At 67.3% G+C, this 26,593-nt stretch carries 23 protein-coding genes and 3 pseudogenes; all 26 read right to left on the bottom strand.

Going from position 1 to position 26,593, the window contains the following annotated elements; translation table 11 throughout:
- Positions 1 to 66: 66 nt before the first annotated feature.
- Positions 67 to 1,605, bottom strand: coding sequence for a lysine--tRNA ligase (lysS, locus tag AC1DER_RS00730; RefSeq protein ID WP_477244323.1), 1,539 nt, complete (start codon positions 1,603 to 1,605; stop codon positions 67 to 69).
- A gap of 154 nt (positions 1,606 to 1,759) precedes the next feature.
- Positions 1,760 to 2,888, bottom strand: a protein-coding gene (prfB, locus tag AC1DER_RS00725; RefSeq protein WP_441814546.1) for a peptide chain release factor 2 whose coding sequence is annotated in 2 segments (ribosomal slippage) — positions 1,760 to 2,812 and positions 2,814 to 2,888 — 1,128 coding nt in all. Because the reading frame shifts where the segments join, the coding sequence is not laid out codon by codon here.
- A gap of 107 nt (positions 2,889 to 2,995) precedes the next feature.
- Complete coding sequence (locus AC1DER_RS00720; RefSeq protein WP_441814547.1) at positions 2,996 to 3,625, bottom strand: YkvA family protein; 630 nt, start codon at positions 3,623 to 3,625, stop codon at positions 2,996 to 2,998.
- Between the two features lie 179 nt (positions 3,626 to 3,804).
- Entirely contained in the window at positions 3,805 to 4,635 is an 831-nt protein-coding gene (locus tag AC1DER_RS00715; protein WP_477244321.1) for a 2OG-Fe(II) oxygenase, read from the bottom strand.
- A 26-nt stretch (positions 4,636 to 4,661) separates the two neighbouring features.
- Positions 4,662 to 5,825: a chitinase gene (locus AC1DER_RS00710; RefSeq protein ID WP_477244406.1), complete on the bottom strand. Its 1,164-nt coding sequence runs from the start codon at positions 5,823 to 5,825 to the stop codon at positions 4,662 to 4,664.
- Positions 5,826 to 6,317: 492 nt separating this feature from the next.
- Positions 6,318 to 6,728, bottom strand: a pseudogene (locus AC1DER_RS00705) (carbohydrate-binding protein); the annotation flags it as partial.
- A gap of 31 nt (positions 6,729 to 6,759) precedes the next feature.
- Positions 6,760 to 7,179: a hypothetical protein gene (locus AC1DER_RS00700; RefSeq protein WP_477244319.1), complete on the bottom strand. Its 420-nt coding sequence runs from the start codon at positions 7,177 to 7,179 to the stop codon at positions 6,760 to 6,762.
- Between the two features lie 70 nt (positions 7,180 to 7,249).
- Positions 7,250 to 7,618 carry a type II secretion system protein gene (locus AC1DER_RS00695; RefSeq protein ID WP_477244317.1) on the bottom strand — a complete coding sequence of 123 codons (369 nt, stop codon included), beginning with the start codon at positions 7,616 to 7,618 and terminating at the stop codon, positions 7,250 to 7,252.
- A 7-nt stretch (positions 7,619 to 7,625) separates the two neighbouring features.
- Positions 7,626 to 8,093 carry a type II secretion system protein gene (locus tag AC1DER_RS00690; protein WP_477244315.1) on the bottom strand — a complete coding sequence of 156 codons (468 nt, stop codon included), beginning with the start codon at positions 8,091 to 8,093 and terminating at the stop codon, positions 7,626 to 7,628.
- An 8-nt stretch (positions 8,094 to 8,101) separates the two neighbouring features.
- Positions 8,102 to 10,018 (bottom strand): type II secretion system protein GspD, encoded by a 1,917-nt coding sequence (locus tag AC1DER_RS00685; RefSeq protein ID WP_477244313.1) that lies wholly within the window; start codon positions 10,016 to 10,018, stop codon positions 8,102 to 8,104.
- Position 10,019: 1 nt separating this feature from the next.
- A complete protein-coding gene (locus AC1DER_RS00680) occupies positions 10,020 to 10,562 on the bottom strand; it encodes a hypothetical protein (RefSeq protein ID WP_477244311.1) in 543 nt (180 codons plus the stop codon).
- A gap of 26 nt (positions 10,563 to 10,588) precedes the next feature.
- Positions 10,589 to 11,107 carry a hypothetical protein gene (locus AC1DER_RS00675; RefSeq protein WP_477244309.1) on the bottom strand — a complete coding sequence of 173 codons (519 nt, stop codon included), beginning with the start codon at positions 11,105 to 11,107 and terminating at the stop codon, positions 10,589 to 10,591.
- Entirely contained in the window at positions 11,104 to 11,622 is a 519-nt protein-coding gene (locus AC1DER_RS00670) for a hypothetical protein (protein ID WP_477244307.1), read from the bottom strand. The genes AC1DER_RS00675 and AC1DER_RS00670 overlap by 4 nt, the downstream gene beginning before the upstream one ends.
- Positions 11,619 to 12,389: a hypothetical protein gene (locus AC1DER_RS00665; protein WP_477244305.1), complete on the bottom strand. Its 771-nt coding sequence runs from the start codon at positions 12,387 to 12,389 to the stop codon at positions 11,619 to 11,621. Before AC1DER_RS00665 ends, AC1DER_RS00670 begins: the two co-directional genes overlap by 4 nt.
- A gap of 43 nt (positions 12,390 to 12,432) precedes the next feature.
- Entirely contained in the window at positions 12,433 to 14,100 is a 1,668-nt protein-coding gene (locus tag AC1DER_RS00660; RefSeq protein ID WP_477244303.1) for a GspE/PulE family protein, read from the bottom strand.
- Between the two features lie 4 nt (positions 14,101 to 14,104).
- Positions 14,105 to 15,148 carry a type II secretion system F family protein gene (locus AC1DER_RS00655; protein WP_477244301.1) on the bottom strand — a complete coding sequence of 348 codons (1,044 nt, stop codon included), beginning with the start codon at positions 15,146 to 15,148 and terminating at the stop codon, positions 14,105 to 14,107.
- A gap of 10 nt (positions 15,149 to 15,158) precedes the next feature.
- Complete coding sequence (gspG, locus tag AC1DER_RS00650) at positions 15,159 to 15,596, bottom strand: type II secretion system major pseudopilin GspG (RefSeq protein WP_477244299.1); 438 nt, start codon at positions 15,594 to 15,596, stop codon at positions 15,159 to 15,161.
- A gap of 15 nt (positions 15,597 to 15,611) precedes the next feature.
- Positions 15,612 to 17,021, bottom strand: a complete 1,410-nt coding sequence (locus tag AC1DER_RS00645; protein ID WP_477244404.1) for a glycoside hydrolase family 18 protein — start codon at positions 17,019 to 17,021, stop codon at positions 15,612 to 15,614.
- A 504-nt stretch (positions 17,022 to 17,525) separates the two neighbouring features.
- Positions 17,526 to 17,717, bottom strand: a pseudogene (locus AC1DER_RS00640) (carbohydrate-binding protein); the annotation flags it as partial.
- A 176-nt stretch (positions 17,718 to 17,893) separates the two neighbouring features.
- Positions 17,894 to 19,609: a single-stranded-DNA-specific exonuclease RecJ gene (recJ, locus tag AC1DER_RS00635; RefSeq protein WP_477244297.1), complete on the bottom strand. Its 1,716-nt coding sequence runs from the start codon at positions 19,607 to 19,609 to the stop codon at positions 17,894 to 17,896.
- A complete protein-coding gene (locus AC1DER_RS00630) occupies positions 19,606 to 20,571 on the bottom strand; it encodes a phosphoglycerate mutase (protein WP_477244295.1) in 966 nt (321 codons plus the stop codon). Before AC1DER_RS00630 ends, recJ begins: the two co-directional genes overlap by 4 nt.
- A complete protein-coding gene (gene greA / locus AC1DER_RS00625) occupies positions 20,571 to 21,047 on the bottom strand; it encodes a transcription elongation factor GreA (protein WP_441814564.1) in 477 nt (158 codons plus the stop codon). The genes AC1DER_RS00630 and greA overlap by 1 nt, the downstream gene beginning before the upstream one ends.
- A gap of 194 nt (positions 21,048 to 21,241) precedes the next feature.
- On the bottom strand, positions 21,242 to 24,493 hold the full coding sequence (gene carB, locus AC1DER_RS00620) for a carbamoyl-phosphate synthase large subunit (protein ID WP_477357559.1): 3,252 nt from the start codon (positions 24,491 to 24,493) through the stop codon (positions 21,242 to 21,244).
- 7 nt (positions 24,494 to 24,500) lie between these two features.
- A pseudogene (locus tag AC1DER_RS00615) lies at positions 24,501 to 24,737 on the bottom strand (hypothetical protein); the annotation flags it as partial.
- The gene (locus AC1DER_RS00610; protein WP_441814567.1) at positions 24,734 to 25,300 is read right to left on the bottom strand and encodes a hypothetical protein; all 567 of its coding nucleotides are present in this window, start codon (positions 25,298 to 25,300) and stop codon (positions 24,734 to 24,736) included. The pseudogene AC1DER_RS00615 and the gene AC1DER_RS00610, both read right to left, overlap by 4 nt.
- Entirely contained in the window at positions 25,297 to 26,421 is a 1,125-nt protein-coding gene (gene carA, locus AC1DER_RS00605; protein ID WP_477244289.1) for a glutamine-hydrolyzing carbamoyl-phosphate synthase small subunit, read from the bottom strand. Before carA ends, AC1DER_RS00610 begins: the two co-directional genes overlap by 4 nt.
- Positions 26,422 to 26,593: the final 172 nt, after the last annotated feature.

Genomic DNA, 26,593 nt, shown 5'->3' with positions numbered 1-26,593 from the left:
CCCGCGGCGCGATTGTCCGCAGGGTCCGCGGAGCGGACCCGGTAAGCCGGCGTTGTCGGTTCAGGCTCAGCCGCCGGTCTCGGGGCGCATGTACGGGAACAGCAGGACGTCGCGGATCGAGGTCGAGCCGGTCATCAGCATCACCAGCCGGTCGATGCCGATGCCCAGGCCGCCGGTGGGCGGCAGGCCGACCTCCAGTGCCCGGATGTAGTCGGCGTCAAAGTGCATGGCCTCGTCGTCGCCACCCTCCTTGGCCTCGACCTGGGCGCGGAAGCGCTCGGCCTGGTCCTCGGGGTCGTTGAGTTCGGAGAAGCCATTGGCCAGCTCCTTGCCGTTGATGAACAGCTCGAAGCGGTCGGTCAGCTCCGGGTCGCGGTCGCTCGCGCGGGCCAGCGGGCTGACCTCGACCGGGTGGTCGATGATGAAGGTCGGCTGCACCAGGGTGTGTTCGACGGTCTTCTCGAAGATGTCCAGCAGCAGCTTGCCCCAGCCGTTGCCCGGCTTGGCCGCGATGCCCAGGCGGGCGCAATGCGCACGCATCTTCGCCAGGTCGCGCAGGTCCTCGCGCTGGATCTCGGGATTGTGCTCAAGGACGGCGTCGGTCATCGACCAGCGGCGGAAGGCCGGGCCGACGTCGATGGCGTTGCCTTCCCAGTTGAGCGCGGTGGTGCCCAGCACGCTCTGGGCGACATCCCGGATCACGCCTTCGGTCAGGTCCATGATCTCGGTGTAGGTGGCATAGGCCTCGTACAGCTCGAGCATCGTGAACTCGGGGTTGTGCCGGGTCGACACGCCCTCGTTGCGGAAGTTGCGGTTGATCTCGTAGACGCGCTCCAGGCCGCCGACAACCAGGCGCTTGAGGTACAGCTCCGGCGCCACGCGCAGGTAGAGCTCCAGGTCGAGCGCGTTGTGGTGGGTCACGAAGGGCTTTGCCGCGGCGCCGCCGGGGATGTAATGCATCATCGGCGTCTCGACCTCCAGGAAGCGTCGGGCGTCGAGCCAGGCGCGCATGGCGCGGATGATCCTGGAGCGCTTGACGAAGACGTCGCGCGCCTCCGGCGTCACGATCAGGTCGACGTAGCGCTGGCGGTAGCGCTGCTCGACGTCGGCCATACCGTGGAACTTGTCCGGCAGCGGCCGCAGGGCCTTGGTCAGCAGGCGCAGGCTCTCGGCTTTGAGCGACAGCTCGCCGGTGCGGGTCCGGGTGAGTTCGCCTTCGGCCGACACGATGTCGCCCAGGTCCAGGTCCTTGAACACATCGAAGGCGTCGCCGAGCAGGTCCTTCTTCAGCCACAGCTGCAGGCGCCCCGACTCGTCCTGGATCTGGGCGAAGCCGGCCTTGCCCATGTCGCGCTTGAGCAGCACGCGGCCGGCAACGGCGACGCGGTGGTGCTTGCCCTCCAGCGCCTCGGCCGTCCACTGCTCTGCGTCGGCGTAGGCGTCCTGCAGGTCGCCCACGAAGTCGGCGCGACGGAAGTCGTTCGGGAACGCCACCCCCTGCCCGCGCAACGCCGTGAGTTTGGCGCGACGCTCGGCGATGAGCCGGTTCTCGTCCGGCACGATGCCGTCGGTGTGCGTCTGGGGGGCTGGGGTCTGGTCGGTCATGGTTTGGCGTTGATTGGGAACTGAGGGGTCAACCGTCATTCCCGCGTAGGCGGGAACCCAGTGTCTTTGTTCTCATGGGTGAAAGCAAAGTCGCTGGGTTCCCGCCTTCGCGGGAATGACGGCCAGCGATCCCGCGGTACGCGGGACGGATGGATCAAACTGCGTCGAGGCGTTTGGACCCCACTTCCAGGCCCGATTTCAGGCTCGCCTCGACGAACTCATCGAGATCGCCATCGAGGACCTTCTGCGTGTCGCTGCGCTCGATGCCGGTGCGAAGATCCTTGATGCGGCTCTGGTCGAGCACGTAGTTGCGGATCTGGCTGCCCCAGCCGATGTCGGACTTGGTCGCCTCGACCGCATCGCGCTCGGCGTTGCGCTTCTGGATTTCCAGCTCGTAGAGCTTGGCGGCCAGCATCTTCATCGCGTTGTCGCGGTTCTGGTGCTGGCTGCGGCCGGTCTGGCAGGCCACGACTATTCCGCTCGGGATGTGCGTGATGCGCACCGCCGACTCGGTCTTGTTGACGTGCTGGCCACCGGCGCCGGAGGAGCGGTAGACGTCGGTACGCAGGTCGGCCGGATTGATCTCGATGTCGATGTTGTCATCGACTTCGGGCGACACGAACACCGAGGTGAAGCTGGTGTGGCGGCGGTTGTCCGAATCGAACGGCGACTTGCGCACCAGGCGGTGCACGCCGGTTTCGGTCTTCAGCCAGCCGTAGGCGAAGTCGCCCTCCACGCGTAGCGTGGCCGACTTGATGCCGGCGACGTCGCCGCCGCTGACTTCCATCAGCTCGGTCTTCCAGCCACGCGACTCGCACCAGCGCAGGTACATGCGCAGCAGGATTTCGGCCCAGTCCTGGGCCTCGGTGCCGCCGGCGCCGGCCTGGATGTCGACGAAGGCGTTGGCCGCGTCCATCTTGCCGGAGAACATGCGGCGGAACTCGAGTTTCTCGACTTCCTTGGCGTAGCTCTCGACGTCCGTGACCACGGCCAGCGCGGTGGATTCGTCGTCCTCCATTTCGGCCAGCTCCAGCAGCTCGCCGGCGCCATTGAGGCCATCGGTGAGGTTGCGGATGCCGTCGACGACCTTTTCCAGCGAGGAGCGCTCACGGCCCAGGCCCTGGGCACGCTCGGAGTCGTTCCAGATGTCGGGGCTTTCGAGTTCGCGGTTTACTTCTTCGAGACGTTCGACTTTGCTGTCGTAGTCAAAGATACCCCCTGAGCGAATCCAGCCGACCGGTGAGGTCGGCGATTCGCTGGCGGACGGGATTGAGTTCGATCATGTCCGTGCGGTGCGGTCAAAGGAACCGCAAATTATAGCAGCCGCGAGCCGCCCGGGTCCTGCCTTGACCCTGCCAACCTTGCCCCAATACCTGCCCGGCGGACCCGATCAGCGGAACTTGAACGGTCCCGGGCGCCAGCTGTTGTCGGTGTAACGGCTCACCGGGCTGCCATAGCCGCTGCTGGAACCGTAGCCCTGGCCGAAGCCACGCCCGGTATCGCGGCCACGGCGACGATGCATGCGCTCCTGCAACTCGTCGCGGCGGGACTGCAGCCAGTCGGCGCGGCCCACGGTGTCCGGCGACAGGGAGCGGCGCTCGGCCTCGCGTTCGCGGTAGTCGCAGAAGTCGTCGTAGGCCTCGATCTCATGCGACAGCGCACGGGCGCACAGCTCGATCATGATGGCGTCGTCGAGGAAGCCGAACACCGGGATGTCGTCGGGAATGATGTCGACGGGCGCGGCCAGGTAATTCAGGGCGCCACGGACCCGCAGTGAATCCTCCTCGGACAGGCCCCAGGCCTCGTCACGCAGCATCGCGATCAGGGTGCCAAGTGCCGGCAGCCGTGCCTTCACGAACTGCGGCGGATTGCCCTGCTGCGCCTTCTCCAGCAACACCGTGGCAGCAGCCACGATCTCCTCGTTGCTCTTGCTTCCGGCGTCCTTGCGGGCCGCTTCGATCTGGCCGGTGAACCGCTCCAGGTCCTCGTCCGACAGGTCGATCGTGAGGGTCAGCGACATGGCTTGCTCCGTGGTCGGTGAAGTCGATCCACTCAGCGTAGGGACTTGTTTGTTGAATCCGCGTCAATGCCGGCCCTGCCGACGGCCGGTCGACACCGGCGCGGCGGGCACGTGGGGCCGCCGGGAAAGGCCCGCTACCCCGCCCTGTCACAGCACCGCGCGGGCAGGCGCCGGCCGGATCACCTGTAAGGCTGCTGGCGCACCCACTTGGTGGCGATCCACTTCTCCCCGCCCGCCACCGGCGCGCCGCCGTGCAGGCTGGAGGAATCCAGCCGTCCCAGTCCATCGCAGTAGGCGAAGTACAGCGCATTGCCGCGACGCGGAACGAACGCCGCGCCCGCCAGTGGAAACACGGTTTCACCACCGGCATCGGGATTGTTGAGGTACATGATCAGCGATGCCGTGCGTTGCCCCCCGCGCGCCAGGTGCGGAGCGCTGCCGGATTGCTCCGGCGGGAAGTAGTCGTAATGCGGCCTGTACTCGCCGCCCGCCCTGTAATGCAACACCTGCAGCCCCTCGCCGTGTTCGACTGGCACCCGCATCAGCTCGGCCAGCCGCGTTTCGATGGCGGCAATCGTGGCGTCATGGCCGCGAACGAACCAGGCGCCCTCGCTGCTGCGGGCTTCGATCATGGCCATCTCGCCGGTGTCGGGTGAGACCACCGTGGACGGACGCATCTGCTGCTTCGACAGCGCGATCAGGTATTGGCACTCCTGTGGCGACAGGACATTCTCCAGCAGCACGGCTGCGGGTCGTTCGATGCGGGCAATCACCCGCAGCGTACGGTCGCCGACGATAGCCCGATTCGCGCTGCGCAAAGCGAATCGGTCGGGCCAGCACGGCCCGGTCGAGGTCGGCGCGCCATCGACTGCGGCCAGCGCCTGCGTCACCGCCAGGGCCGCCTCCTTGCCGTCGATCCGCCGCGCGAGCATCACCTGCACAAGCGAATCGGGCGTGCAGCCGCGTTCCAGGTTTTCGCGCACCCATGAGTTCCAGTCGGCTGAAAGCATATGCGGGTCTCCCGGAACCGTTCGCTTCACCGGGTGTTGTCGATCACGACCTGGCCGTTGTATTCAACCTTGCCGCGGAAGTAGTAGTTCGTGCACAACGTGTAGTCGCCCGGATTGATCAGCGAGAACGGCATGGTGTAGTCGACGACCTTGCAGCCGATCGCCGGCTTGCCGTCGCGCCAGGACCAGTCCTTGTCGAGGTACGCCCGGACGGCGGCGGCGGAGCCGTCCGTGAAGCCGCGCATGTCTGCGCAGCCCAATGGTTCGTCGGCCGGAATTTCGACCTTCAGCTTGTGCGCGATCTCGCGGTAGGCGGCAATGCGGTTTGCCACCTGCGGCCGCTCCGGGCCGCCGCCCCCGCATTCGATGGCGCCGTTGATGATGTAGACCGTCGCGCCGAAGCCGGGCTTCATGTGGTTGGCCAGGTCCACCGCGTTGGGCTTCCACGTCCCGTCGACGACCCAGGTCATGGGCGGCTTCGGGGTCTGCGGCGTGACCGCGAACCAGACGGCGGAGGCGAAGTTGAGCCAGGTGTCCGCAACACGGGCGGGATCATCGAGAAGCACAGCCGGGTCGCCATAGAGCGCCTGCGAGAATGGGCCGTAGTTGTAGTTCCACGACAGTTGCTTGGCGCCGCGACCGTAGTAGTCGATGTATTGTCCGCGCTCGTTCTTCGCGCACGGATAGAAGACCCAGTTGGTCGCATGCGAGCCGGGCGCGCATTGCTGGTAGGCACCGACGGACGAACCTTCCTGGTAGCCCGATTCCCGCAGGAACCACAGCCCCTGCCGCCACGTGGCGATCGGCATTTCCTGTGGCATTGAAGCCAGCATGGGGTTGGCGTGCTCCGAATCGGTGGAGCGCGCCTGCGCCGGCGTCAGGCCTGGCCAGTTGGCGCCGGTCTCCTGGACGAAATGAGCGAACGAGGTCGCGAGCAACTTGCGGCAGATCGCATCGGCGTCACGGCCGTCGCTGTAGTCGCCGCAGTAGGCGGGGAACTTTGCGATGCCGCGCAGCAGGTTTTCATAGGAGTACTTGATGTGCCGCACCGGGAACAGTTCGTCGAACGACTGCTCCGGAACGATGGCCTCGACGCGGCGAACATTTGACGGGTTGTCGGCCCGGCCGGGCCTCACGGCTTCCACGTCGGCATCGGGGAGAACCCGCAGTGCAGCGCGGATGTGCTCCATCTGCCCCTGGGTCTGGCTGACCAGCGCCGCTTCGTGCTGCTGGAGGTCGGCGTCGCTCGGGTAATCCGCGGGTGCGGGGACGTAGATGATGTGCGGTCTGTAGGACGCTTCGGTCGGTGCTGGTGCTGGTGCTGGTGCGGGTGCTGGTGCGGGTGCGGGTGCGGGTGCGGGTGCGGGTACTGGAGTCGGAGTCGGAGTCGGAGTCGGGGTCGGGGTCGGGGTCGGGGTCGGGGTCGGGGTCGGGGTCGGGGTCGGGGTCGGGGTCGGGGTCGGGGTCGGRGTCGGGGTCGGAGTCGGAGTCGGAGTCGGAGTCGGGGTTGGGGTCGGTGCTGGTGTTGGCGCGGGCACTGGTGCGGGTGTTGGTACCGGTGATGGCGTCGGTGCGGGCACCGGCGCTGGAGCCGGCGCCGGAGTCGGAGCCGGAGCCGGAGTCGGTACAGGCGCGCCCGTCGAAGTGCTGGAACACGGACCCAGGTCCTGCCAGACACCCCACTCGCCTGAAACCTGCGGATTGTCGCCGCGGGTCCACCACTTGTTCTCGTAGTTGCGGCCGTTGTACGTCACCCGAGCCCCTGCTTCGGCATAGGTCGAACTGGCCGACCAGGGATCGTGACAAGTCCCCGTTGGGCCCGGCGCCGGACCCGGCGCTGGTGTTGGGGAGGGCGTCGCTGACGTCGGCGCGCCGGTGTCGCGCCACAAGGTCGGACTGGTCGAAGGCGTCCACCCCGCGCCGGGGTAAGCCGTATGGGTCTGTATCGCCTCGTAGGTGCGCCCCTCATGGGTCACCAGGGTTCCTTCGGTGTAAGTGGCGCCCTCACGCCATGCCTGCTGCGCCAGCGCGCCCCCCACACAAAGCAACAACGCAGCTGGCAGCACGCGCAGTCTGAATCGCCGTGGTTTCATGACATCTCTCCTGCTGGTTGCGTCTGCACACTCATCGCCTCATCCGTCCGCTGGAGGGGTAATGGGAAAACTTCCATTCCTGGTAGCTGGACTTCATCGCGAAGCTGGCGTCCTGCGGCGGAAAACCGTGCTGCTTGAGCGGGACGCCAGAGGCCGCGCTGTTGACACCGTAGATCTCGCCTTCTGCCCCCTTGATCAACAACCACTCGCCGCCGGTCATGGGATCGGGATAGAGCGCTCGCAGGTGATGGCGCGGGTACGGCACGCGCGGGTCCACCAGCAGGTCCTGCAGGCGGGTCGGAAAGCTGCCGCCGCCGTCGGCCGTTGCGTAGCTGCGGATCGCTTCGCGGATCGCATCGCCGTGGCGCAGCAGCTGCTCTTCCTTTGAGCGTTGCACTTCCAGGCTCCAGATCGTCCCCACCTCCATCAGGTAGATCGCGATCAACGCCACGCACAGCAACGCGGCGAGAATGCCGAAGCCGCTTTGCGACGCGCGCGCGCGCGCCCCACGCGCGCGTCGCCTACCAGGTCCTGTATTCGGTGCCATCTTTGGCCTTGCCCTGCGCGCCGCTGCGCACGTCGTAGATGCCTGCCCCGCCGTCCGTGGGCGCCACCAGCGTCCAGGTGGTGCGACTGCCGGTGATGGTGTCCATCGGGACTTCGCGCAGGTAGCGGCGTTGGACCAGCTCGTCCAGCGCCTGCGGGTAGCGCCCGCTGTCGCCATGGAAGCGGTCGATGGATGACCGCAGCACGGTCAGGTTCTCGCGCAACACCGTTTCCTTGGCGCGGTCGGCCTGCTCGAAGTAGCGCGGCACCACCAGCGTCAGCAGCGCGCCCATGATGGCCAGCACCACCAGCAGTTCGATCAGGGTGAACCCCCGGCGTTTCATGACGCGCCTACCATTTGCGATACGCCGTGCCATCCAGCGCGACCCCCTCCGACCGGGAATACACGTCGTAGACATCCAGGCCCTCGCTGGGCGATTCGGGAGGACTGGCGTAACTGCGAACTCCCCAGGTCTGACCGTCGCCGCGGCTGGGGCAATCGCAGGTCGGATCGCGCGGAATCCGCCTGAGGAAGTAGATCCGCGCGCCGCCGGCGCTGCCCTTGTCGACCGCGCCCTCCACCAGAACCTCAAGCGTGGGCGGGTAACCACTGTCGTCAACCGACTTGTCGACCCTGCCCTCGTCGGTCGCGGTCTTGTATGCGTCGATGGCATCGCGGATCTGCCACAGCGCACGCCGCAGTTCCTCTTCGCGCGCACGCTGGGCGGCGACCTGGGTCAGTGGCAACGCCACCATCGCCAGCGTGGCCATGATCGCGAGCGTTACCAGCAGCTCGATCAGGGTGAATCCGCGCGCCATCGCCGGGCTCATTTGCGCCGGCTCTGCGGTTGGGGTAGCGGAGGCGGCGGCGGCGTTGCAGGCGCTGCTGACGGCGGCGGCGTTGGCACGGCAGCGCTCTGCACGCTCAGCGGCGCGGCATTGCCACTCGCGGGCGCGGGCGCGGCAGCCGCACCGCCCTCGCCGTCACGCTGCGTGCTCAAACGGGTCTCCGTGCCGGAATAGAAGTCGGTGATGCTGTCGGCGGGAACGCCCTGGTTGCGGACGATGTGCGGCGTCAGAAGCAGGATCAGCTCGGTCCGGCGCTTGTCGCTGCCCCGGGTGCCGAAGATGCGGTCGAGGATGGGGATGCGGCTCAGGCCCGGCAGCCCGGTCCCGCCGGCCTGCTCGCTGCGTTGCAGGAGACCGGCCAGCGCCTGGGTCTGGTTGTTGCGCACGCTCATCACCGTCTCGGCCGTGCGCGTGCCGATCTGGTAGGCAACCAGTCCGGTGCTGGTGGTGATCGTGTCGGTGACGTTCGAGACCTCCAGGCGCAGCTTGACCTGCACCTCGTCGTTGCTGCTGATGATCGGCTCGGCCTCCAGGGCCAGGCCGACATCCTGGTAGTTGATGCTCTCGGTGCTGAAATTGTCCGACAGTGTCGTGGTCACCACCGGCAGCCGGTCACCGATCAGGACCTTGGCCTTCTCGCGATTGCGCACGCGGATGCGCGGATTGGCCAGCGTGTTGGTCCTGCCCTGGCGCTGCAGCATGTCCAGGGCCAGCGAAGGCGCCCCGAGCCGCACCAGGATGTCGCCGCTGTTGATGCTCTTGAGCTCCTCCAGGGTCAGCACCCCCGGTGTTCGCCGACCCTCGCTGTCGGTGCCTGTCGCCGGACTGGCAGTGAATTCGATCCGGTCCGGGTAGAGCAAACCGAACTGCAGCAGGTCGGTCGCCGACACTTCCAGTACCTCCGCCTCCAGCACCACTTCGGCCGGTGACACGTCCATGGCCGCGACCAGCCGCTCGGCCACGCCAATGGCTTCGGGCGAGTCGCGCATGATGATGGCGTTGGTGCGCTCGTCCAGGACGACGTCGCGGGTCTTGGTCATCTGCTTCAGCGCGGCGAGCACCTGCGGCGCTTGCGCGTTCTGCAGGTAGAACGTCCGCACCATCAGGTCGCGGTACTCGAGCTCCTTGTCCGGCCGGCGCGGATAGATCAGCAGGGAGTTGCCACTGACGACCTTGCTGGCCAGCTGGTTGGCCTGCAGCACCAGCGCCAGCACCTGTTTCACCGGCGTGTTGCTGGCATAGATCGTAGTGGGCGCGGTGGACGCAACCTCACGATCGAAGGTGAAGTTCAGCCCGGTGATGTTCGACATCAGCTCGAAGATGCTGATCAGAGGCTGGTCGCGGAACTGCACCGTGATCGGACGGCTGAGGTCGCGCGTCAGGGTCGGCCCCGACCCGGCGCCCTCGGCCGAAACGATGGCATCGCGCAGGCGCCCGGCGCGCAGGTTCCCCGGCTGTTTCGCCAGCACTTCGGTGACGATCGCCAGGGCTTCCTGCGGGCGTTGCGTCGCGACCGACTCGGCGTACTTCAACTTCGAGTCGATCTGCCCCTGGCGGTCGATCCACTCCGTCATCGCCCGCGGGGTCTGATCGTCCGGCGCGATCGCGGTGGCCTTGCCGGCCCAGTCCCTGGCCTGCGCCGGGTCGCCGGCTTCGTACGCGGCCACCGCCTTGCGCAGATAGTCGTTGAGCACTTCGCGCCGGACCTGCAGGTACCTGCTGCGCAACGCCAGGTCATCGGGGTGGGCGGCGGACTGCGTGGCAAGCCATTGCGCCGTCGCTTCCGGCGTCTGCTTGTCGAGCATTGAATCCATCTGGTAGTGGCGCATGTCGCTGGCGCAACTGATCAGCAATGCAAGCGAGGTGACGGTGGCGAGCGTCCCGATGGCGCGCATGTCAGCCTCCCAGCGACAGCTGCTGCCTGCGCTTCATCGGCAGGTAGAGGAATCGCACCTCATGACGGGTCAGCTTCTCGATCCGATAGGAACCGAGCACGACGTCGCCCTCCCGGTAAAAGCCCGACTGACGGCAGGCCGCGCACATGGGGAACTCCCTCCCCTGCGAGTTGAGCACCGCGTAGAACCCGCCGCTGCCGTCCAGCCACAGCGCGCCGATCGAGAACGGCAACGGTGGCGGTTGCGCGGGCGCAGGCGGTGCGTTCGAAGCCTGCGGCGGCGGCGGCGGCGGCGGTGGTGCCCAGTTCTGGCTGGGAAACAGATTGACAAAGGGCTCGACCGGCAACCGCGCCGCCGCACTGCGGTGCGCCGGCGCCTGCGGCTTCATCGGCGCTGGCCGCGTGCGATTCGACGATTGCGCCCGCACCGTGGCCGGGGTTGAAGCACCGGAGCGCGCGGTCTCGCTCCGCCCCCACCCGCTGACGATCCCCAGCGTGCACAGGAGCAGCGCGGCAAGCCCCAGCCAAGGGGCTGCGCGATCCACGGCTGACCACCTGCTGAGCGCGCGCGTCACGACGCAACCTCGACCAGGAACGAACACTGGATGCGGATCGCCAGCTGCGTCTGTCCGATGTCCTGGCGCGACAAGGTCAGGTGCTCGATACGCACCCCCGCCAGTTGCCGCAGGTCGGCAGTAAAGGCACGAAACCGGGGATAGTCGCTGGTAAAGGATGCCTCCACCAGATAGCGCCGCAAGCGGGTTTCATCGACCGGCACGGCCTGGTAGACGGCGCTGGGAATGACCAGGCCATGGCGGGCTGCGATGGCATGGAAGCTGTGCAGGAACACGGAAAAGTGCTGGTCCGCACTCGCCTTGTCGCGCGCTTCCTCCGGCGTCGGTGGCGGCGCTCCGGCTATCGCGGCGGCGCGCGCGTCGAGCTGCACCTGTCGCGCGGCCAGGTCACGCTGCAGCGGCCGGATCTCCACCCATGCAATCACCACCGCGATGACCAGCACGGCAACCGCGCAACGGCCGAGATTGCCCAGCCGCCACACGCCACGTCGCAGTTCCCATTCGATCCGTTTCATGGCTGCGGACGCCAGACCACCTGCAGGCGGGTTTCCACCGGCGCTTCCGGCGGTCCCACCTTTGCCGTCTGCCGCTTCAGCAGCACGCGCTCGGTGGCGGCCTGCCGCTCGAGCCAATCGACATAGGCCAGCGCTTCCTGGGCCGACCTCGACTCGAACACCATGTCGATCTGGCGCGTACCGGTGGCAAGGTCCAGCAGCACGATGGCGATGCCGGGATGCCAGCCGCGCTCCATCAGGTCGCGCGCCGGCTCCATCGCGTAGCGCTGCCGGACCATCAGCTCGCGGGCCTGCGGATCCGTGGCGCTGCGGTGGGCGTCGCCGATGGATCTGCGCGCGCCTTCGGCGCGAACGATCTCCGCTTCCCGGGCGTCAAGCACATGCCCACGATCGCGTAGCAGCTGAAGGTATTGCATGGCGGCAACCAGGACGACCACGGCGACCAGCAGGCTTGCCATTGGCAGCCCCTGGCCTGGCCGGTTGGCGAGGTACAGGTCCAGTCGCTGCGCCTTCATGGCGCGCCCTCAGCATCGGACGGCAACCAGACCGCGCCAGGCAGGCTGCTCATCACCGCCTGCATGTGCGCCGGCGCCATCACATAGGTGCGTTGCAATGGCGCCGCGGCGCACAGGAACGCCGCGTCCCGAAGCACGTGTTCGAGCGGGGCATAGGCCGGCAGCGCGACGTGGCCCGACCACTGCCTGTTGTCGCGGAAGCCGACATGGGCGACCGCACGCCGGCTGGCGTTCTCCTCGACTTCAACGATGGCGATCGATCCGTGGTCGTCGACACGTGCACCCTGGCGGGCAAGCGCATGGGTGAATGCCGGCTCGATCCGCACCAGCCGCAACGCCTTCGCTTTGCACAGCCGCGCGATCCCCGCGCACAATGCTTCCGGCGTGGCAGTGGCCAGACGTGCACGCCCCCAGGGGCCGTCCTCCACGCTGAAGCGCCACGATTCAGGCGCACCGAGGCCGTCAAGGACGAACCGGGCCCGCACCGACACGAGCCAGTCGGCGGGTCGTGGCAAAGGCGACCAGGGCAGGATGAAGTAACAGGCGAAAGCACCCGACACCACGACCTCGATGCGGTGCAGGCCACGTTTGCGGGGTCCCATCGATTCGAGCAGCGCCTCGACTGCCGCCAGCGCCGAGTTCACGTCGCCCACGCGGGCCAAAGTCGCCTTGGTCGGCGATTGGCCGCCCGCACCGCGCAATTGCACGCAGTCATCGTCAACGCGAAGCTCGTGGCGGCTCCACACGGCGTCGACGGACGGAACCATCGCCGCAAGCCGGCCGGCACACTCCGCCAGCGGTGCCCGAAACCTATTCCACCAGCGTGACACGGTTCACCTCCGCCAGCGTGGTGCGTCCGTCCGCCACCGCGCGCAGGGCAACCTGGCGGATGGGCGTGAAGCCGTTCTCGTGTGCGACCTGTCGCAACTCCAGCAATGGCCGGCGCTCGATGAAGCATTGGCGGATCAGGTCGTTGAAACGCAATACCTCGGCAATCGGTTGCCGACCCAGGTAGCCGGTCCTGCGGCACGCATCGCAACCGGCGCCTTTGCGGAACCGCCACCCGCCGACCTGCTCCGGCGTCAATGCCGAGGCCTGCAGCACGCCTTCATCCGGTGGCGCCTCGCACAGGCAATGCGGGCAGTTCAGGCGCATCAGTCGTTGCGCCACCACGCCCAGCATGGACGAGACGAAGCTGTGCATGTCCACGCCCATGTGCAGGAAGCGATCCAGCACCGCGAACACGCCGTTTGCGTGCACCGACGTCAACACCAGGTGACCGGTGAGCGCCGCCTGCACGGCGATGGCGGCCGTCTCGCCGTCGCGTATCTCGCCGACCAGGATCTTGTCCGGATCGTGGCGAAGGATCGAGCGCAGGCCGCGCGCGAAGGTCAGCCCCTTCTTGTCGTTGATCGGAATCTGAAGGACCCCGGGCAGTTCGTACTCCACCGGGTCCTCGATCGTGATGATCTTCTCTTCGCCGGTGTTGATCTCCGACAACGTCGCATACAGCGTCGTCGACTTGCCCGAGCCGGTCGGCCCCGTCACCAGGATCAGCCCGTACGGCTCATGGGCGACGGTGCGGATCGCGCTGACGATGTCGGCCTCGTGCCCGATCGCATCCAGGCGCAGGGGCGCGGCCTCTTTCTGCCCGCGCTGTTTGTCGAGCACGCGCAGGACCGCATCCTCGCCGTGGATGGACGGCATGATCGAGACGCGGAAGTCGATCTCGCGCTGGTTGATGATGGCGCGGAATCGTCCATCCTGCGGAATGCGGCGTTCGCCGATATCGAGATCGGCCATCACTTTCAGGCGCGACAGCACCTGCTCGGCGACATCGATGCCGGCAGCGGAGCCGGCCGCGAGCAGCACGCCGTCGATGCGGTACTTGACCACCAGGCCGGAGGCGGTGCTTTCAACATGGATGTCGGAGGCCCTGGCCTTGAGAGCGTCGTAGAGCGACGAATTGACCAGGCGGATCACCGGATGGACATCGGCGGCAAGCGTGGCCAGGGTGATCTTCACACCGTCGCTGCCGGTGGCCTGGGCATGGCCCATGTCGACCTGGCCCATCGCCTGGTGCTCGACCTCGTGCGTGGCCAGGTAGGCCAGCAACACGCCCGGCACGGCGAAGGCAAAGCGGAACGGCACGCGCACGCGCTGCATCGCCCACGAGCGCTGGTGTGGATCGAACGGATCGGCCAGCACCAGCAGCGCCAGCCCGTCGGCGTCGCGCGCGAGCAGGCAATTGCGCGGCATCGCTTCGGCGAACGGCAGCAGGTCGAAGCACGGCGTGAGCGCGTCCAGCTCGCCCGCGTCCAGGCCACGCAGGCCGGTGAGGCGACCCACCCGCTCCAGGTACTGATCCGGATCCTGCCCGGCCTCGTTCCACATGCGCACCTGCAGCGAGCCGTCGCCTCCCGAAGCAAACGTCCGTTCCGCGCCGCGTTCCTGCACTTCGCCCGGTCCGTTGGCCATCGCCCTACCCCACGCTTCCGGCGAGCTGGAAGATGGGCATGTACAGCAGGAACACGATGGTGCCGACGATGGCGCCGACGACCAGCATCAGCACCGGCTCCACCATCCGCATCAGCGTGTCGATGGCGCGGTCGAGCTCGTCATCGCAGAACTCGGCCGAACGCGTGACCATGGCCGCCACCTCGCCGCTCTGCTCGCCAACGCGGATCAGGCGCTCGGCAACAGGCGTGGTCAGATCGGCGGCAGGCAGCGCGGTCGACAGGGCCTTACCGGCACTGATGTCGCCCAGCGCCTGCATCAGCGACGGTTGCATACCTGCCGGCAGCAATTGCGCCGACAGCTCCAGCGATGCCACGACCGACATGCCGCCCGAGAGCAGCAAACCGAGGGTCCGGTAGAAGCGCGTGAGTGCGAAAAGGCGCTGGTACTGACCCATGCGCGGCAAGGCCCATATCAGCGCCATCAGCTTCTGGCGCGTGCTGCCACTGCGCAGGGCCAGCCCCATCAGCATCACGGCAACCACTATCGCGGCGAACAGCACCTTGCCGTGGGCATGCACCATCTCGCCCCACCACAGCATCAACCTCGCCGCTGCCGGCAGGTCCTTCATCGATGCGTACACCTGGCTGAACTTCGGGATCACGTAGAACGCCAGGAACAGGATGATCATCGCCCCGGTCGCGATCACGACCATCGGATACACCATCGCCGCCACCACCTTCTTGCGCACCACCGCCAGCCTGGCGTCGTAGTGGTGGTAGCGCTTGAGCGCCTCGGCCAGATGGCCGGTGCGTTCGGCCGAAGCAACGGTTGCCACGTACAGCCCGGGAAACGCATCGGGCTGGCGCTCGAGCGCCTTCGACAGCGGCAGTCCCTCGCACAGGGCATCGACGATGCCAGCCAGCACGGTCCGGTTGATACCCTCGCCACTCTTGTCGCGCAGCGTTTCCATCGTCTCGATCAGGCTAAGGCCTGCCTCCAGCAGCGCGATCAGTTCCTGCGTGAACAACGAGCGGTCGAAACGCGGCTTGCGCACCTGGAAGCGCATGCCATCGCCCCTACTTGGCGACGATGTCGGCGTCTTCGCCGGTTCCGCCAGGCTTGCCGTCGGCGCCCAGCGTCAGCAGGTCGTAGTCCTTGCCGCTTTCGCCGGGCACCCGGAACACATACGCCGCGCCCCAGGGATCCGGCGGGGTCTCCTTGCTCATGTACGGCCCGGCCCAGCCTTGCAGGTTGCCGGGGTTGACCGACAGCGCCGCCAAACCTTCCTCGCTGGAGGGGAACCGGCCCGTGTCCAGGCGGTAGCGATCGAGCGCGTCGGCTATCGACTTCATCTGCGACGCGGCGGTCTTGCTCCTGGCCTTGCCGATCTCGCCGAACAGCTTCGGCCCGACGTAGCCCGCCAGCAACGCGATGATCAGCAGGACCACCAGCAGCTCCAGCAGCGTGAACCCGCGACGCGAGCGGTGGGCCGAAGTTGCAGAGAAAGCAGGCATGGTCGACTCCGGTGGCTACTTGTTGATCTCGCCCATCACCTTGGTCAGTTCCGCGCCATCGGCGTCACCGTCGAGCTCCCAGCTGAAGACGCCGCGCAGATTGTTCTGGCGCACGTAGTCGAGTTTTTCGCGGACCGTGACCGGCGTGTCGTACGACCAGAAGGTCGTGCCGTCGTACTTCCAGGCCTGCTTCGTCACCGGATGCTCGTGCACGGTGCCCGGCGCGTTCTTGAGGATCTTGTAGTCCTCGATGCCCGCCTCGTAGCTGCCCGGCGCCTGCTTGCTGGCGGGCTGGTACAGCCCGTCGCCCTTCGGTCCGGCGCCCACTCCCGTCCAGCCACGGCCATAGAACGGAATACCGACCACGATCTTCGAGGGCGCAACGCCGCCCTGCAGCAGCGCCTTGATCGCGCTGTCGACATTGAATGTGGCGCCGTTGCCCTTGGCATTCGGGCTTGCCGGATCGATGTGGAGGTTGGACTGGAAGTCGGTCGGCCCGGTGGCTTCCCAGCCGCCATGGAAGTCGTAGGACATGACATTGATCCAGTCGAGCGACTTGCTGTATTCGCCAGGTTCGGTGTTGGCGATCTTGTCGCCTCCCGATCCGATCGCCACCGTCAGCAGGTAGTGCTTGCCGTTCTGCTGGCCGATCGCGTCGAGCTGCTTGCGGAACTCGGCGAGCAGCAACGTGTAGTTGCGCTTGTCGTTCGGATCGACCGCGTTGTAAGGCATTCCGCCGCCACCGGGGAACTCCCAGTCGATGTCGATCCCGTCGAACACCCCGGCCGCCACACCGTCACCCCCGGCGTTGCTGGCCTGGTCGAATGCCAGGTTGCCCTTGATGTAGACATCGATGCACGAGCTCGCCAGTTGCTTGCGCAGCGCATCGGTGGCCGCGGCTTTGGCAAACCATCGCGACCAGGTCCAGCCACCCAGCGAGATCATGACCTTCATGCCGGGGTACTTGGCCTTGAGCTTCTTGAACTGGTTGAAATTGCCCTTGAGCGGACCGGACTTGCCGTTGCGCGGATCGTCCCAGGCGAACCCCCACGAGTCGGCTGCGCCATCGACCGACTCGGCGGCGGTGAAGCCCTTCTGGTAGTCGGCCCAGCCATCGCCTCCGGTGCCGGCTTGCGGACTGTTGGAATCGGTCGGCTCGGCCTTGGTGATGATGTCGCACTCATAGCCGCCGTTCTTGGCGTAGAGGTTTCCGAAGGCGTAGTTGACGAAGGTCAGGTGCGCGGCCGCGCCGCTGCTGGCGATGTCCTTGACCTGGTAGTTGCGCCCATAGATGCCCCACTGCGCGAAGTAGCCGCCTACTTCTTTGCCTGACGACGGGCCCGGTGCGGGTGTTGGCGCAGGGGCTGGGGTCGGTGACGGAGCGGGAGCGGGCGTTGGAGCTGGAGCTGGAGTTGGTGCAGGCACCGGAGACGGTGTAGGCGTCGGTGTTGGAGTGGGTACAGGTGCGGGCGCAGGTGCAGGCGTTGGAGTGGGTGCCGGTGCCGGTGCGGGCACAGGTGTCGGTGTCGGTGTTGGAGTGGGCACCGGCGTTGGTGCCGGTGCCGGTGCCGGTGCCGGTGCCGGTGTTGGTACCGGTGCAGGCGTCGGTGCCGGTGTCGGTGTTGGTACCGGTGCAGGGGCCGGTGCAGGCGTCCCCGCGCCGCCCGGGCAAGCGCCCATGTCCTGCCACACACCCCATTGACCCGACTGGGCGGGGTTATCGCCCTGGGTCCACCACTTGTTCTGGTAGACGCGACCGCCACTGGTCACCCGGGTGCCGGCGTTGGCGTAGGTCGCGCTCGCAGACCAGGCTGCGCCGCAGCTTCCCGATGACGGGCCCGGCGCGGGTGCAGGTCCCGGAGAAGGCGCCGGTGCCGGTGTCGGCGATGGCGCGCCTGTGGCGGCCCCCATGTCGCGCCACAGCGTCGGGCTCGCCTTGGGCGTCCAGCCGGCACCGACGTAGGCCGTGTGCGCCTGCAGCGCCTGATACGTCCGCCCTTCGTACGTGACCGTTGCGCCGGCGCTGTATGTCGTTCCCTCGCGCCACTCGGCGGAGATCGCGGCGGAGGAATAGGCTGCCAGCAGCGCCACCGTCAGCAATGACGCGCGATACGTATGCATCTTCATGAGTGCCCACCGTGGCTGTCAGCGTGGATGCAGCGCCTGAACAAACATTCAGCTTCGGCGCAACGCTATAGGCCGGTATCTCGGCAGTCTTTAAGAATCGTCTGAAAGTCTTGGTAGGAAAAATCCAAACCCGCGCCAGGCAATTCGCCCCAGTTTCGATAGGTGCAGCCCTACACGGGCTCGCTGTGCACAACCACCAGCTGCACCGCGTCTCCGCCACGGTAGTCGTCGGGCTCCAGTCGATACGCGATGCGCAGGCGATCGGGCGGTGCACTGCCAAGCCAGCCTCCGAATTCGATCGCGTTCAGGCGCAGGCCGGAAATCCCAAGCACCAGTTTGAGGTGGCGTTCGCTGATGACGCGCCAGCTCACCACGTCGAACTCACCGTCGAACAGCGGCTCCGCAAAACCCTGCCCCCACGGACCACCGTCGCGCAGCACTTCTGCACTGGCGCGGTTGAAATCGGACACGCCCAGTTCGCCATCACTGAGCACGTCGGCCTGCAGCAACTCAGGCGTCAGCGCAGCCTGTGCGCACTGCTCGAACGCCTGGACGAATGCGGGATAGGCCTCGGCGCGCAATGACAGGCCCGCCGCCATCGCATGGCCGCCAAAGCGATCGATCAGCGTCGGATGGCGCGCGGCGACATCGGCCAGGGCATCGCGGATGTGGAAGCCGGGTATCGATCGCGCCGAACCACGCAAGCTATCGCTCCCCGGCTCCGCCGGTGCGAAGGCAATGGTCGGTCGATGCAGGCGCTCCTTCATCTTCGACGCGACCAGCCCGACCACGCCGGGATGCCACTGCGCGTCGAACAGGCAGACCGCACTGCGTGCGCCCTGCTCCAGCACGCTCACGCGCGCCAGCGCCTGCTCAGCCTCGTCGGTCATCTGCTGCTGCACGGCGCGACGTTCGTTGTTGATCTCGTTCAAGGTCGCGGCGATTTCGCGCGCCCGCGCCAGGTCGTCGGTCAGCAGGCATTCGATGCCGAGCGACATGTCCTCCAGGCGACCGGCTGCATTCAGACGCGGGGCCACCGCGTAGCCGATGTCGGACGCGGTCAGGCGACTGGGGTCGCGCTGCGCCACTTCGATCAGCGCACGCAGGCCGACGCTGCCCTGCCCGGCACGCAGGCGGCGCAGGCCAGCACCGACCAGGGCGCGGTTGTTGGCATCGAGCGGCACCAGGTCGGCGACGGTACCCACCGCGACCAGGTCGAGCAGCGTCGACAGATCCGGGCCCTGGTCGGCGAATGCGCCGTGCGCGCGCAGGTGCCTGCGCAGTGCCAGCAGGACGTAGAACATCACACCGACACCGGCCAGGACCTTGCTTGGAAACGCATCACCCTGCAGGTTCGGGTCGACAATCGCATCGGCGGGCGGCAGCTGCTCGCCCGGCAGGTGATGGTCGGTGACCAGCACCTTCCAGCCACGCGCCTTCGCCGCGGCAATGCCGGCATGGCAGGCGATGCCGTGATCGACCGTCACCAGCAACTCGGGCTGCAGCAGCGCCAGTTCCTCCACCAGCGCCGGCGACAGGCCGTAGCCGTGAACGATCCGGTTGGGCACCGCATGCGAAACGCGCCGCGCGCCGAGCATGCGCAGCCCACGCACGCCAACGGCGCAGGCCGTCGCACCGTCGCAATCGAAATCGCCGACAACGACTATATGGCGGTCCTCGGCCATGGCCGTCGACAGCAGCGCCACTGCGGCATCGAGACCGCCAAGGTCATCGGGCGCCAGCAGGTTGGCCAGGCGCGGCTGCGCCTGGTCGATGCTGGTTGCGCCGCGGGCCGCGTACAGTCGCTGCAGGAGCGGCGACAGGGTCTCGGGCCATTGCCCGGCGTCGGCGCACTCGCGCCGGCGCAACCTGGCTTGTGGCTTCATGCGGCGTTGCCGGCGGCGCCAGCGATGAAGGAACGCAGTGGCTTGCGCCAGAAGCGCCAGCGCTGGCCACGCGCAAGGTCGTAGCGGACACCATCGGCGAAATCGAACTGCAGGCGGTCCAGTTGTCCCTGGGCCAGCGCGGTCAGCAGCGGCGCGAACCAGTCCTGTTCGAGCAACGCCAGGTCGCGCGCGTCGCGCAGATCGAACAGAGCATCGTCGCCCTCGCCGGGCCACGCCGATGGACGCGCGCCTACCTGTCCGCCGGCGAGCGCGGCAAGCGCGGTCACCGTCTCGTCGTCGCTGGCAATGCGCGCAAACCGGCTGCGCACGTGATCGGGCAGCACGCCGGCGCCCCAGAACCACAGCGAGTTCACCGGCGCCAGGCCCGCGGCACTGCGCTGCGCGTTGAGCGGATGGTTATGCAGGACGACCTGCGCCTCGCTCAGCAATGCCCGCCAGCGTCGACCCTCGGGGCCTTCGGGCAACTGGTCGAACATGTCGGCGCCCAGGGCTTGCTCGGGCGAGGTGAACCCGGGGAGCTTCGCGCCGGGCGGAAGGCGCAGGTACCAGCGCGACGGCACCGGCGCGTCGATCGGGAAGCCGGCGTCGCCGAACAGGGGTTTCAACGGGCGCAGCAGTGCTGCCGCATCGTCCGCGCTCAGGCCCAGCGCCTGGCCGTACGACAACAGGCGCGCACCATTGATGTCCGGCTGCACGTACGCGGGGTCGGCACGCAGCCAGACCGCGTTGGCGGCATCGCCGGCATCGCGTTGGCGCGCGGCGGCCGCTACCGGAAAACCGCGGGGAATCACGTCCAGCACGCGCGCCAGCTGCGCGCGGCCTTCTTCGGAAGGATCTGCTGCCGCCTGGCTGCGATCGGCGCGCGCCAGGGCCTTGCCGGTGGCGGGCGACAGGCGCTGCCCGCCGAAGCGACTGCGTGCAGGCAGCAGCAGGGTAATCATCAGCCGGCGTAACTGACGCCGATGATCTCGTACTCGCGGATGCCACCGGGGGCTTCGATGGTCACGGTGTCGCCCTCGTGCTTGCCGATCAACGCACGCGCCACCGGCGAGGAAATGGCGATCAGGCCCTGCTTGATGTCCGCTTCCAGGTCGCCAACGATCTGGTAGCTGCGCTCCTCGTCGGTTTCGCTGTCCGCCAGCTCGACCTTGGCGCCGAACACGACGCGCGAACCGGCATTGAGCGAGGCCACGTCGATGATCTGCGCATGCGACAGCTCGGCCTCGAGTTGCTTGATGCGGCCTTCGATGAAGCCCTGCTGCTCGCGCGCGGCATGGTACTCGGCGTTCTCCTTGAGATCGCCGTGGGCGCGCGCCTCGGAGATGGCATTGATCACGGCCGGACGCTTGACCGACTTCAGCTCTTCAAGTTCGGCGCGCAGGCGCTGGGCGCCGTGCAGGGTAATGGGTGCTCGCATTGCTTGTTCCTTTGGATCCGGCCCAACGGCCGGCTACGGCTTCGATAGCCGATTCTGTATCAGATGGTGGCCCGGGCGAAAGTCTTGCCACCCCGTCATTCCCGCGAACGCGGGAACCCAGGGACTTTCGCCGTGCCCAAACCCAAGTCGCTGGGTCCCCGCCTTCGCGGGGATGACGGTGACGTGCGGCGCGGTTACGCCGCGCCGTCGATTTCCGCGTGCAACTCCTGCAGCGACCACACCGGGCCGGTGCCGCGATACTCCAGCGAGTTGACCAGCGCACGCGCGCCCGACACCGTGGTCGAGTAAGTCACGCGGTGCTGCAGCGCCTCGCGGCGGATCGAGAACGAGTCGTTGATCGCCTGGCGGCCTTCGGTCGTATTGACGATGTAGACCAGCTCGCCGTTCTTGATCAGATCGACCACGTGCGGGCGGCCTTCGGTGACCTTGTTGATGCGCTCGCAGGTGATGCCCTGCGCGGTCAGGAAGGCGTGCGTGCCTTCGGTCGCGACCAGGCTGTAGCCACGCTTGACCAGGTCCTGCGCCACCGGCAGCACGCGGGTCTTGTCCGGATCGCGCACCGACACGAACACCTTGCCGCCCGCCGGCAGGGCCTTGATGCCGCCGGCTTCCTGCGCGCGCGCCATCGCCGCGCCGAAGTTGCGGCCCACGCCCATCACCTCGCCGGTGGAGCGCATCTCCGGGCCGAGGATCGGGTCGACGCCCTGGAACTTGGCAAACGGGAAGATGGCTTCCTTGACCGAGTAGTACTCCGGAATGATTTCCTTGGTCGCGCCCTGCTCTGCCAGGGTCTGGCCGACCATGCAGCGCGCCGCGATCTTGGCCAGCGCCATGCCGGTCGCCTTGGAGACGAACGGCACCGTGCGCGACGCACGCGGATTGACTTCGATCAGGTAGATCGTCTCGTCACCCTTCTCGTCAAAGGTGATCGCGAACTGGGTGTTCATCAGGCCGACGACCTTGAGCGACTTGGCCAGCGCCCGCACCTGGTCGCGCAGCTTGTCCTGCACGGCCGGAGTCAGCGAGTACGGCGGCAGCGAGCACGAGGAATCGCCCGAGTGCACGCCGGCCTCTTCGATGTGCTCCATCACGCCGCCGATCAGGACGTTGCCATCCTTGTCGGCGATGACATCGACGTCGACTTCGACAGCGTTGTCGAGGAAGCGGTCGAGCAGCACCGGCGAATCGTTCGAGACCTTCACCGCGTCGCGGATGTAGCGCGTCAGGTCGGCGTCGCCGTAGACGATCTCCATCGCGCGGCCGCCGAGCACGTAGCTCGGGCGCACGACCAGCGGGTAGCCGATCTGCGAGGCCAGCAGCAGCGCCTCCTCGGGGTTGCGCGCGGTGCGGTTGATCGGCTGCGCCAGGCCCAGCTGCTGCACCAGCTTCTGGAAACGCTCGCGGTCTTCGGCCAGGTCGATGCTGTCCGGCGTCGTCCCGACGATCGGAACGCCGTTGGCTTCCAGTGCACGCGCCAGCTTCAGCGGGGTCTGCCCGCCGTACTGCACGATCACGCCCTTGGGCTTTTCGAGGTCGGCGATCTCGAGCACGTCCTCGAGGGTGAGCGGCTCGAAGTAGAGGCGGTCGGAGGTGTCGTAGTCGGTCGAAACCGTCTCCGGGTTGCAGTTGACCATGATGGTTTCATAGCCGTCCTCGCGCAGGGCGAGCGCGGCATGCACGCAGCAGTAGTCGAACTCGATGCCCTGGCCGATGCGGTTGGGGCCGCCACCGAGCACGATGATCTTGTCGCGGTTGCTCGGGTTGGCCTCGCACTCGTCCTCGTAGGTCGAGTACATGTAGGCGGTGGTGGTGGCGAACTCGGCCGCGCAGGAATCCACGCGCTTGTACACCGGGCGCACGCCGAAGGCGCGACGCAGGGTGCGCACGGCGGTCTCGTCGGTGCCGGTCAGCTGCGCCAGGCGCGCGTCGGAGAAGCCCATGCGCTTGAGCGCGCGCATGCGGTTCTTGTCGAGCGAGGACAGGCCGGCATCGCTGACCTGCTTCTCGGCGGCGATGAGCTCTTCGATCTGGTCGAGGAACCACGGGTCGACGAAGGACATTGCATGCACGTCCTCGACGCTCATGCCGGCGCGGAAGGCATCGCCGATGAAGAACATGCGCTCCGGGCCCGGCTCCTTGAGCTCGCGGCGCAGCGTCGCCAGGTCCTGCTCGCTGGAAAGATCCAGGCCGGTCGGGTCGAGACCCACCTTGCCGGTTTCCAGGCCACGCAGGGCCTTGTGCAGCGATTCCTGGAAGGTGCGGCCCATCGCCATCACCTCGCCGACCGACTTCATCTGCGTGGTCAGGCGGGCGTCGGCCTGCGGGAACTTCTCGAAGGCGAAGCGCGGAATCTTGGTGACGACGTAGTCGATCGTCGGCTCGAACGAGGCCGGGGTGGCGCCGCCGGTGATCTCGTTGCGCAGCTCATCGAGCGTGTAGCCGATGGCGAGCTTGGCGGCGATCTTGGCGATCGGGAAGCCGGTGGCCTTCGACGCCAGCGCCGAGGAACGCGACACGCGCGGGTTCATCTCGATGACGACGACGCGACCGTCCTTGGCGTTGATGCCGAACTGGACGTTCGAGCCGCCGGTGTCCACACCGATCTTGCGCAGCACCGCAATCGAGGCATCGCGCAGGCGCTGGTATTCCTTGTCGGTCAGGGTCTGCGCCGGGGCGACGGTGATCGAGTCGCCGGTGTGCACGCCCATCGCGTCGAAGTTCTCGATCGAGCAGACGATGATGCAGTTGTCCGCCCGGTCGCGGACCACTTCCATCTCGAATTCCTTCCAGCCCAGCACCGACTCCTCGACGAGGATCTCGTGCACCGGCGACAGTTCGAGACCGCGCTTGGCGATGTCCTCGAACTCTTCCTTGTTGTAGGCGATGCCGCCGCCGGTGCCGCCCAGGGTGAACGACGGACGGATGATGGTCGGGTAGCCGACGCGGGTCTGGATGTCGACGGCCTGCTCGAAGCTGCGCGCAACCTCGGCCTTCGGGCACTCCAGGCCGATCTCGGCCATGGCGACGCGGAACAGCTCGCGGTCTTCGGCCATGCGGATGGCGTCGCGCGAGGCGCCGATCAGTTCGACGTTGTACTTCTCCAGCACGCCGTTGTCGGCCAGGTCGAGCGCGCAGTTCAGCGCGGTCTGTCCGCCCATGGTCGGCAGCAGCGCGTCCGGGCGCTCCTTGGCGATGATCTTCTCGACCGTCTGCCAGTTGATCGGCTCGATGTACACGGCGTCGGCCATGTTCGGGTCGGTCATGATGGTCGCGGGGTTGGAATTGACCAGCACCACGCGGAAGCCCTCGTCACGCAGGGCCTTGCATGCCTGGGCGCCTGAATAATCGAATTCGCAGGCCTGGCCGATCACGATCGGGCCAGCGCCGATGATCAGGACGGTCTTGATGTCGGTGCGCTTGGGCATGGTGTCCTCAGTAAAGTCGTTCCTGCCACGCGTGGGGTGCGAGCCAGGTGATCTGCTCGGCGGATCGTGCACTCAAAAGATGTGCATCGATCGCGCCGCTCCTAATCGCAGCAAGCCGGCCTTGTGAGAGCGTGGCCTGCTGCATCGAATTCCAGCTGCCGGCGGTGGCGCCGATGCGCGCACCGATCCGGTTGTTGTGCGCATCCATCGCACGTGCGGTACTGGCGCCGGCCGCGCCCATCACGCCTTGGGCAACTCCACGCCGCACTGCGAATGAACCTTTGCCGCCAGAATCGACTGCTGCTCCTGCGGTAGATCCATTTCCGGAAACTCGCGCTTGAGCACCGCAGCCGCCGGACTGGCCAGGAACTTCGAGACTTCGTCAAACTGCTCGGGCGTCATGCCCCGCATGAAGGCTTCCGGTTCCGGGCGCGGTTGATTGCGCGCCGTTGCAACGACGCCGCTGCGCACGAACTCCATGAAACGCGCACCACCGGGCGTCTGCGCGAAGCGCTCCCAGTCCTCGACCACCGCGCCGTCACCGAACAGGTTGCGGAAGGCGTCATTGAGGGCACCAGCAAATGCCGGCCGGACCAGACCGCTGACGCAGGTGCGCTCGGTGCTGCTGTAGTGGGACAGCTCCGGCGCGCGCTCGAACTTCTCGTCCATGGTCAGCGCAAACGCTTCGTCGAACCCCAGCAACTGCTGGACCCGCGCCACCTGGCCATCGGTCGGCACCGCCGCCACTGCCACAACGGGCAACAGCACCAGTGCGACCGCAGCCACGCGGCGCAGCGCGTGGGTCACTTGGCCTGCTCCATCATCGCCACGAAGCGATCGAACAGCGGCGCGACGTCGTGCGGACCGGGGCTGGCCTCGGGGTGGCCCTGGAAACTGAAGGCCGGCGCATCGGTCAGGGCGATGCCCTGGTTGGTGCCGTCGAACAGCGAGCGATGGGTCACGCGCACGTTCGCCGGCAGCGTGGGCTCATCGACCGCAAAGCCGTGGTTCTGCGAGGTGATCATCACCCGGCCGCTGTCGAGGTCCTGGACCGGATGGTTGGCGCCGTGGTGGCCGGTGCCCATCTTCATGGTCTTCGCGCCGCTGGCCAACGCCAGCAGCTGGTGGCCCAGGCAGATGCCGAAGGTCGGGATCTTTACCTTGATGAACTCGCCGATCGCCTTGATCGCGTAGTCGCACGGCTCCGGATCGCCGGGGCCGTTGGACAGGAACACGCCGTCGGGCTTGAGCGCCAGCACTTCGGCGGCGTGCGTCTGCGCCGGCACCACGGTCAGGCGGCAGCCGCGCTCGGCAAGCATGCGCAGGATGTTGTGCTTGACGCCGTAGTCGTAGGCCACGACGTGGAAGCGCGGCGGCGCCTTGACGAACTCGTTGCGGTCCAGGTCGAGCTGGCCGTCGGTCCACTCGTAGCGCTTGGCCGTGGTCACTTCCTTGGCCAGGTCCATGCCCTTGAGGCCGGGGAACTTGCGCGCGGCTTCGAGTGCCTTCTCGGCGTTGATCTCCCCTGCCATCAGCGCGCCGTTCTGCGCACCCTTCTCGCGCAGGATGCGGGTCAGCTTGCGCGTGTCGATGTCGGCGATGGCGACGATGCCGCGCTTGGCCAGCCACTCCGGCAGCGACACCTGGCTGCGCCAGTTGCTCGGGCGGCGCGGCACATCGCGCACGATCAGGCCGGCAGCCCAGGCCTGCGCGGCCTCGTCGTCCTGGTCGGTGCAACCGGTGTTGCCGATGTGCGGATACGTCAGCGTCACCATCTGCCGTGCATACGACGGATCGGTGAGGATTTCCTGGTAGCCGGTGATGGCCGTGTTGAACACGACTTCGCCGACTGAAAGGCCGGGCGCGCCTACGGAAACGCCCTCGAAGATGGTGCCGTCTTCGAGTGCGAGGATTGCGGGTTGGGTCACGGGGATCGCCTTGGCTGCCGGGGGGTGCTGACACCCCCACCGCTGCGCAGATGCCGGCAGCCAGAGTTGGCAAACACCGGCCTGCAGCAAAGCGCGGACGCGGTGCGGGACCGGTCCGACGGAAGGGGTTCAGGCGAGCGGGAATTCTAGCGGCACGCGGCCCCGGGCGCCA

The sequence above is a fragment of the Lysobacter sp. 05T417 genome (assembly GCF_056396405.1).
The sequence above is the reverse complement of the archived record's forward strand: the minus strand, read 5'-3'. Positions and strand labels throughout refer to the sequence as shown.

Bases quoted from the DNA above. Each gene is read 5' to 3' on its own strand.
- lysS (WP_477244323.1), bottom strand. From the start codon at position 1,605: ATGACCGACCAGACCCCAGCCCCCCAGACGCACACCGACGGCATCGTG.
- AC1DER_RS00720 (WP_441814547.1), bottom strand. From the start codon at position 3,625: ATGTCGCTGACCCTCACGATCGACCTGTCGGACGAGGACCTGGAGCGG.
- AC1DER_RS00715 (WP_477244321.1), bottom strand. From the start codon at position 4,635: ATGCTTTCAGCCGACTGGAACTCATGGGTGCGCGAAAACCTGGAACGC.
- AC1DER_RS00710 (WP_477244406.1), bottom strand. From the start codon at position 5,825: ATGGAGCACATCCGCGCTGCACTGCGGGTTCTCCCCGATGCCGACGTG.
- AC1DER_RS00695 (WP_477244317.1), bottom strand. From the start codon at position 7,618: ATGAAACGCCGGGGGTTCACCCTGATCGAACTGCTGGTGGTGCTGGCC.
- AC1DER_RS00690 (WP_477244315.1), bottom strand. From the start codon at position 8,093: ATGGCGCGCGGATTCACCCTGATCGAGCTGCTGGTAACGCTCGCGATC.
- AC1DER_RS00685 (WP_477244313.1), bottom strand. From the start codon at position 10,018: ATGCGCGCCATCGGGACGCTCGCCACCGTCACCTCGCTTGCATTGCTG.
- AC1DER_RS00675 (WP_477244309.1), bottom strand. From the start codon at position 11,107: ATGAAACGGATCGAATGGGAACTGCGACGTGGCGTGTGGCGGCTGGGC.
- AC1DER_RS00670 (WP_477244307.1), bottom strand. From the start codon at position 11,622: ATGAAGGCGCAGCGACTGGACCTGTACCTCGCCAACCGGCCAGGCCAG.
- AC1DER_RS00665 (WP_477244305.1), bottom strand. From the start codon at position 12,389: ATGGTTCCGTCCGTCGACGCCGTGTGGAGCCGCCACGAGCTTCGCGTT.
- AC1DER_RS00660 (WP_477244303.1), bottom strand. From the start codon at position 14,100: ATGGCCAACGGACCGGGCGAAGTGCAGGAACGCGGCGCGGAACGGACG.
- AC1DER_RS00655 (WP_477244301.1), bottom strand. From the start codon at position 15,148: ATGCGCTTCCAGGTGCGCAAGCCGCGTTTCGACCGCTCGTTGTTCACG.
- gspG (WP_477244299.1), bottom strand. From the start codon at position 15,596: ATGCCTGCTTTCTCTGCAACTTCGGCCCACCGCTCGCGTCGCGGGTTC.
- recJ (WP_477244297.1), bottom strand. From the start codon at position 19,609: ATGAAGCCACAAGCCAGGTTGCGCCGGCGCGAGTGCGCCGACGCCGGG.
- AC1DER_RS00630 (WP_477244295.1), bottom strand. From the start codon at position 20,571: ATGATTACCCTGCTGCTGCCTGCACGCAGTCGCTTCGGCGGGCAGCGC.
- greA (WP_441814564.1), bottom strand. From the start codon at position 21,047: ATGCGAGCACCCATTACCCTGCACGGCGCCCAGCGCCTGCGCGCCGAA.
- carB (WP_477357559.1), bottom strand. From the start codon at position 24,493: ATGCCCAAGCGCACCGACATCAAGACCGTCCTGATCATCGGCGCTGGC.